A 6,505-nucleotide genomic window follows, 5' to 3' on the forward strand; every position below is an offset into this window, starting at 1 on the left:
CCCCTCGCCCCCTCCCCGCCAGGAGCGCCCCATGTCCACCACCCCCCGGATCGCCCGGCGAGCCCTCGGCTCCACCGGCCCCACCACCTCCATCCTCGGCCTTGGCTGCATGGGCATGTCAGACCTCTACGGCCCGGCCGACGAGGCGGAGAGCATCGCCACCATCCACGCCGCGCTCGACGCCGGCCTCACCCTGCTCGACACCGGCGACTTCTACGGCATGGGCCACAACGAACTGCTGATCCACGACGCCCTGCGCGGGCGCGACCGCGAGAGCGTGCAGATCAGCGTGAAGTTCGGCGCCCAGCGCAGCCCCGACGGCCAGTGGCTCGGCTACAACGCCAGTCCGGCCGCCACCAAGACCGCCCTCGCCTACACGCTGCGCCGCCTGCGCACCGACTACATCGACATCTACCGCCCGGCCCGCCTCGACCCGAACGTGCCGGTCGAGGAGACCGTCGGCGCGATCGCCGACCTGGTCAAGGCCGGGTACGTCCGGCACATCGGCCTCTCCGAGGTCGGCGCCGACACCCTGCGCCGGGCCGCCGCCGTCCACCCGATCAGCGACCTGCAGATCGAGTACTCGCTCATCTCGCGTTCCGTCGAGGCCGAGATCCTGCCCACCGCACGCGAGTTGGGCATCGGGATCACCGCCTACGGAGTGCTGTCGCGCGGCCTGCTCAGCGGCCACTGGAACAACGAGCGCGCCCTGGCCGGCAATGACTTCCGCGGCCACAGCCCGCGCTTCCAGGGCGAGAACCTCACCCACAACCTCGAACTCGTCGAGGCGCTGCGCACCGTCGCCGCCGAGCGGGGGGCCGGCGTCGCCCAGGTCGCGATCGCCTGGGTCGCCTCGCGCGGCGAGGACATCGTCCCGCTGGTCGGCGCCCGCCGCCGGGACCGGCTCACCGAGGCCCTCGGCGCCCTGGACGTCACGCTCTCCGCCGCCGACCTCGCCGCGATCGAGGCCGCGGTGCCCGCCGGGTCCGCCGCCGGGGACCGGTACGCTGCCGCTCAGATGGCCCATCTCGACAGCGAGCACTGACCGCGACACCCGCCCCGGCCGCCCGTTCGCGGCGCCGGGGCGGGCCGTCCGACCCCGCAGCAGGACCCGCACCACCCAGCCGCACGAGCCCCAGCCCCACGACTCCCCACCCGCAGCACCGTCCACCGCCCCGGCGGCGGGCGCACCACCGTAAGGACGTACCCCGCCGTGACCACGGAAAGCGCACTCACCCCCGAGCAGATCCTGAGCGCGACGGAGGACGTCCTCAGGCGGTTCGGCCCGGCCAAGGCGACCGTCGTGGACGTCGCCCGCACCCTCGGCGTCAGCCACAGCAGCGTCTACCGCTTCTTCCCGAGCAAGGCGGCGCTGCGCGAGGCCGTCACCCAACGCTGGCTCGACCAGGCCCACTACGCCCTGCAGTTCATCGCCACCGAGCCCGGCCCCGCGGAGGAGCGACTGCACCGCTGGCTGGAGACGCTGTTCGCCGCCAAGCGGAAGAAGGCGCTCGACGACCCGCAGTTGTTCGCGACGTACATGACGCTGGTCTCCGAGACCAGCAGCACGGTCGAGAAGCACCTGGACACCCTGGTCGGCCAGATCGGCCAGATCATCCAGGACGGCGTCGAGACCAAGGAGTTCAAGCTCACCCACACCGGTTCGACCGCCCGCGCCGTCTTCGAGGCGACCGCCCACTTCCACGATCCCGCGTACGCCGGCGAGTGGGCCGACCCGCACGCCCAGGAGCGGTTCGAGGCCCTCTGGAAGCTGATCCTCGGCGGGCTCCGCGCCGCGTAACCTCCCCGGTCCGGACGGCGGGGGCCGCCGCAAGCCCCCGCCCCGGATAATCCGTTGGCCCGCGGGCACCGCCGCCCGGCAGACTGGCGCGCACAGTTGATCTCACATGGAGGATGACATGCGCGCCACCGGCCCTGCCCTGGACAGCCTGCACGGGCTCGCCCTCGGCGACGCCTTCGGCGACCGCTGGTTCTCCGTCCCGCCCGACGAGGCGCCCGCGGCCCTGGCGGCCCGGCAGCCCCGGCCGGCGCCCTGGCACTGGACGGACGACACCGCGATGGGTCTCGTCCTGGTGCGCCACCTGGTCCGTGAGGGCGAGGTGGTGCAGGACGCGCTGGCCCGGGAGTTCGCGGCCGAGTACACGGCCCACTACGGCCGCAAGTACGGTCCGTCCATGCACCGCGTGCTCCGCGAGATCGACGGCGGCGCCGACTGGCGGGCCGTCACCGCAGGGCAGTTCGGCGGCCAGGGTTCGCACGGGAACGGCGCCGCGATGCGCGTCGCACCGCTCGGCGCCTGGTTCGCCGGGGAGGGCCTGGGCGTCGTAGCCCGGCAGGCCGAACTCCAGGCGCGCACCACGCACTTCCACCCGGAGGCGGTGGCCGGCGCGGTCGCGGTCGCCCTGGCGGCGGCGCTCGCCGCCCGCAGTCGCGGCCGACGCCCGCCCACCCGGGGCGAGTTGCTGACCGAGGTGGCCGGCCGGCTGCCCGACGGCGACGTCCGCTCCGGGCTCCGGATCGCCGCCCGCCTCCCGGGGCACACCAGCGTGCGGCACGCCGCGACCGTGCTCGGCTCGGGCCTGGCGATCTCCGCCGCGGACACCGTCCCGTTCGCCCTCTGGTCCGCCGCCGGACACCTGGACTCGCTGCCCGAGGCGCTCTGGCACACCCTGGAAGGCTGGGGCGACATGGACACCACCTGCGCCATCGCCGCCGGCGTGGTCGCCGCCCGGACCGGGCTCGCGGACGTGCCCGCCGCCTGGCCGGCCGCCCGCGAGGACCTCCCCGCTTGGGTCGCCGAGGTCTGACGCCGCCCGGCCGGGCCGGCCACACGGCGCACGCGCCGGCTACTCGGCCGACGAATGAACGACGCGGCGTCCGGACCGGCTACGGGGCGTGCGGCTCACCTGCGGGAGTTGCCGAAGAAGATCCGGTAGAGGATCAGCAGCACCAGCGCGCCGCCGACCGCCGACGCCCAGGTGGCCAGGTCGAAGAAGTGCGCGGTCACCTGCCGGTGCAGGAAGTGCGAGGCGATCCAGCCGCCGACGAAGGACCCGGCGATGCCGATCAGGGTGGTCACCACCAGGCCGCCCGGGTCCTTCCCCGGCAGCAGCAGCTTGGCCAGCGCCCCGGCCACCAGGCCCAGCACGATCCACGCGACGATGCCCATACGTCCTCCCACCCTCCGCAGCGGCGGTCCCGACCGACCGGGCCGCTCTGCACCGGAGGACGCGGCCGCACGCCCCTGCGGTTCCGCTGCACCGGGCGTGGCGCCCGCCCCCGGGACGGCCTGCGCCGCGATACTGCGGCCATGCGCATCCTGATCGCCACCGCCGGCTCCCGGGGCGACGTGGCCCCCTTCACCGGACTCGGCGCCCGCCTGCGCGCGGCCGGCCATCAGGTGACCGTCGCCACCCACATCACCTTCGCCGACACCGTCCGTGCGGCCGGTCTCGAGTTCCGCGCCCTCCCCGTCGACCCGCGCGCCGAACTCGCCTCCACCGGCGGCCAACGCCTCCTGCGGGCCGGCGCCGGACCGCTCGGCATCCTCCAACTCCTGCGCCTCGGACGCGCTTTCATGCCCGCGCTCGGCGACGGCATCGCCGCGGCCACCGAGCAGGGCGCCGACCTCCTCCTCACCACCAGCACCACCGCCGCACTCGGCCAGGTCGCCGCCGAGGCCGCCGGCATCCCCGTTCTCGCCCTCCACCTCCAACCGCTGGCGCCCACCCGGGAGTTCGCCCCCGCCGTCACCGGCACGCGGTCACTCGGCCGCACCGGGAACCTGGTCGCCGGCCACGCCGTCCAGGCCGCCACCGACCGCCTGTTCGCCCCCGCCGCCCGCCGGCTCCGGCGCCGGCTGGGCCTGCCGGCACGCAGCATCGCCCGGGCCCGCCGCGGGCACCCCGTCCTGCACGGCTTCTCCCCCGTGGTCGTCCCGCGCCCGGCGGACTGGCGCCCCGGACTCGACGTCGCCGGCTACTGGTGGCCGCACCCGGATCCCGGCTGGCAGCCCCCGCGTCGGCTCCTCGACTTCCTCGCCGCCGGACCGCCGCCGGTGTTCGTGGGCTTCGGCAGCCTGGTCGTGCCCGATCCGGAGCGGCTCACCACCACCGTCCTCGCGGCGTTGCGCGGCGCGCGCGTCCGCGGCGTCCTGCAGTCCGGCTGGAGCGGTCTCGCCGCGCCGGACGGCGAAACCGTCCTCACGATCGACGACGCGCCGCACGAGTGGCTCTTCCCCCGCTGCGCCGCGGTGGTCCACCACGCCGGGGCCGGGACCACGGCCGCCACCCTCCGCGCCGGCACCCCGGCGGTCCCCGTCCCGGCCCAGCTCGACGCCCCCTTCTGGTCCGCCCGCCTCGCCCGCCTCGGCACCAGCGCGGGCCCGGTCCCGTTCTCCGCCCTCACCCCGGCCCGTCTCACCGCCGCGATCCGGCAGACCCTCGACACCCCGCACCACCGCACCCGCGCGCAGGCCGTGGCCGCCGCGCTGGCCCGGGAGGACGGCCCGGCGAAGGTCCTCGCGGCCGTCGACCGCCTGGCAGGGTGAACGCGCCGCCGTCCACCGCGGTCCCGGCACCAGGGCCAACGGGCACCGGGACGGACAGGCATCGGGACGGACAGGCACCGGGACGGACAGGCACCGGGACGGACAGGCACCGGGCGGACGGGCACCGAGCCGTCACCGCAGGCAGCACGGTCGGCACACGCGGCACCAGGCAGCGCGGTCAGCCGGTCAGCGCCAAGTCAGCACCGGTCAGCACCGGGTCAGCCGGTCAATGCCGTCCGGGCCGCCGCACAGCGGTGAGCCCCGCGTACAGCGCCAGGGCCGACGCGAACCCCACCGCCCACCCGTAGTCGGCGAGCGGCCTGAGCACCGGCACCAGGCCGCGGTCCGGGAACGGCCCGCCGTGGGAGCCGCCGACGGCCAGCAGACCGCCGGCCAGCAGCGCCGTGACGGCACGCCAGTTCCAGCCGCCCGCGTACCAGTACGGCCCGCCCGGGCGGTAGAGGCCGGCGAGGTGGAGGCGGGTGCCGCGCAGCAGCCAGTAGTCGGCGATGAGGATGCCGGCGACGGTCCCGAGCAGGCCGCCGACCACGCCGAGCCAGGTGAAGATGTAGACGTGCGGGTCGGAGATCAGCTTCCAGGGGAGGATGGCGATCCCGACGACGCCCGTGACCAGCGCCCCCTTGCGGAAGTCGACGGTCCGGGGCAGCAGGTTGGCGAGGTCGTAGGCGGGCGAGACGACGTTGGCGGCGATGTTGACGGACAGGGTGGCGACGAGGACGGTCAGCAGGGCGAACAGGATGCCGGCCGGGTTCTCCATCTTGGCGGCGAGCGCGATCGGGTCCCAGACGGGCTCGCCGTAGACGGCCTGGGAGCCGGAGGTGACCAGCACCGAGAGCAGCGCGAACAGCGTCATGGTGGTCGGCAGGCCGAGAGCCTGGCCGCGGATCTGGGCGCGCTGGCTGCCGCCGAAGCGGGTGAAGTCGGGGATGTTGAGCGCGAGCGTGGACCAGAACCCGATCATGCCCATCAGGGCAGGGAAGAAGACCTTCCAGAAGTCACCGTCCCAGCCGAGCCGGGAGGGCTGGTCGAGCAGCGGGCCGAAGCCGCCCGCCTTGACGGTGATCCAGGCCAGCAGGGCGAGCGCGCCGACGATGACGAACGGCGCGGCCCAGTTCTCGAAGCGGCGCAGGGTCTCCATGCCGCGGGCGATGACGGCCATCTCGATCAGCCAGAACACCAGGAAGGAGAGCCACTGCGTCCACGGGTAGCCGCCGAACTCGCCCGCCGTGCGCCAGGATTCGCCGAAGAGCTTGCCGGCGAGGAGGTAGATCCCCTCGCCGCCGATCCAGGTCTGGATGCCGAACCAGGCGCAGGCGACGGCGGCCCGCACGAGGGCCGGCAGGTTGGCGCCGCGCAGGCCGAAGGCGGCACGGGCGAAGACCGGGAACGGGATGCCGTACTTGGTGCCCGCGTGGCCTGTTAGCAGCATTTCTAAAGGACAAAATGGGGCTGCGCTTCAATCAGCCCAGGTCAGAGGCCTTGTTCTCCTCCAGGGGTGCCCACACAGGAACCACGATCACATCCCCGCACTCAGACACCCGCAGCTCACGAACTACCTTACGGAGTAGCGAGTTCAGGCGCTCGACAGGGAGTGAGTCCCACTCATCGATGAGCCCCAGCGCGACCGCAGGCGCGGCACCACGGGCTTTCGCCTGCGTGGAAGCAGTGGCCCCCTTGCTCCTGAGCTCAGCCAGCTCGGCTGACGCGTCGGCCTTCTCTTGCCTCAGCGCCGCCAACGTCTGCTTGTACTCGGCTTCCAGAGAACCGCTGTCATCCTCGTCGAGAAGCGCATAGGCCCGCATGTGGCGGATGACGGCACGCTCCAGCTTCTCGATCTGCTGAGAAAGAGCGTCGGCCCGTTTGTCATCGGCGCCGGCAACGAGCACTCCGGCGGTTCCGACGGGGTGTTTGCCG

At 74.1% G+C, this 6,505-nt stretch carries 7 protein-coding genes; 4 read left to right on the forward strand and 3 right to left on the reverse strand.

Annotated elements, in window-relative coordinates; genetic code table 11:
* Nucleotides 1–31: 31 nt before the first annotated feature.
* The 3 genes from ABZ885_RS07075 (at nucleotide 32) to ABZ885_RS07085 (ending at nucleotide 2,828) form a co-directional block, all read left to right on the forward strand.
* Nucleotides 32–1,045, forward strand: coding sequence for an aldo/keto reductase (locus ABZ885_RS07075; RefSeq protein WP_360184270.1), 1,014 nt, complete (start codon nucleotides 32–34; stop codon nucleotides 1,043–1,045).
* Between the two features lie 168 nt (nucleotides 1,046–1,213).
* Nucleotides 1,214–1,801 carry a TetR family transcriptional regulator gene (locus ABZ885_RS07080; RefSeq protein WP_360184273.1) on the forward strand — a complete coding sequence of 196 codons (588 nt, stop codon included), beginning with the start codon at nucleotides 1,214–1,216 and terminating at the stop codon, nucleotides 1,799–1,801.
* 118 nt (nucleotides 1,802–1,919) lie between these two features.
* On the forward strand, nucleotides 1,920–2,828 hold the full coding sequence (locus ABZ885_RS07085) for an ADP-ribosylglycohydrolase family protein (protein ID WP_360184276.1): 909 nt from the start codon (nucleotides 1,920–1,922) through the stop codon (nucleotides 2,826–2,828).
* Between the two features lie 95 nt (nucleotides 2,829–2,923).
* Here the strand turns inward: ABZ885_RS07085 and ABZ885_RS07090 are convergent, their stop codons facing one another.
* Nucleotides 2,924–3,190 (reverse strand): GlsB/YeaQ/YmgE family stress response membrane protein, encoded by a 267-nt coding sequence (locus ABZ885_RS07090; RefSeq protein WP_360184279.1) that lies wholly within the window; start codon nucleotides 3,188–3,190, stop codon nucleotides 2,924–2,926.
* A 141-nt stretch (nucleotides 3,191–3,331) separates the two neighbouring features.
* On the opposite strand from ABZ885_RS07090, the gene ABZ885_RS07095 reads away from it, so the two are divergent.
* The gene (locus tag ABZ885_RS07095) at nucleotides 3,332–4,570 is read left to right on the forward strand and encodes a glycosyltransferase (protein WP_360184281.1); all 1,239 of its coding nucleotides are present in this window, start codon (nucleotides 3,332–3,334) and stop codon (nucleotides 4,568–4,570) included.
* A 226-nt stretch (nucleotides 4,571–4,796) separates the two neighbouring features.
* Here the strand turns inward: ABZ885_RS07095 and ABZ885_RS07100 are convergent, their stop codons facing one another.
* Nucleotides 4,797–6,020 (reverse strand): NCS1 family nucleobase:cation symporter-1, encoded by a 1,224-nt coding sequence (locus tag ABZ885_RS07100; protein WP_360184284.1) that lies wholly within the window; start codon nucleotides 6,018–6,020, stop codon nucleotides 4,797–4,799.
* Between the two features lie 31 nt (nucleotides 6,021–6,051).
* Nucleotides 6,052–6,505 (reverse strand): hypothetical protein (locus ABZ885_RS07105; RefSeq protein ID WP_360184286.1); only part of this gene is annotated, 454 nt, incomplete at its 5' end.

The organism is Kitasatospora sp. NPDC047058, from assembly GCF_040643935.1.
In the GTDB taxonomy this organism is placed as follows: Bacteria; Actinomycetota; Actinomycetes; order Streptomycetales; family Streptomycetaceae; genus Kitasatospora.

Bases quoted from the DNA above. Each gene is read 5' to 3' on its own strand.
- ABZ885_RS07075 (WP_360184270.1), top strand. From the start codon at position 32: ATGTCCACCACCCCCCGGATCGCCCGGCGAGCCCTCGGCTCCACCGGC.
- ABZ885_RS07085 (WP_360184276.1), top strand. From the start codon at position 1,920: ATGCGCGCCACCGGCCCTGCCCTGGACAGCCTGCACGGGCTCGCCCTC.
- ABZ885_RS07090 (WP_360184279.1), bottom strand. From the start codon at position 3,190: ATGGGCATCGTCGCGTGGATCGTGCTGGGCCTGGTGGCCGGGGCGCTG.
- ABZ885_RS07095 (WP_360184281.1), top strand. From the start codon at position 3,332: ATGCGCATCCTGATCGCCACCGCCGGCTCCCGGGGCGACGTGGCCCCC.
- ABZ885_RS07100 (WP_360184284.1), bottom strand. From the start codon at position 6,020: ATGCTGCTAACAGGCCACGCGGGCACCAAGTACGGCATCCCGTTCCCG.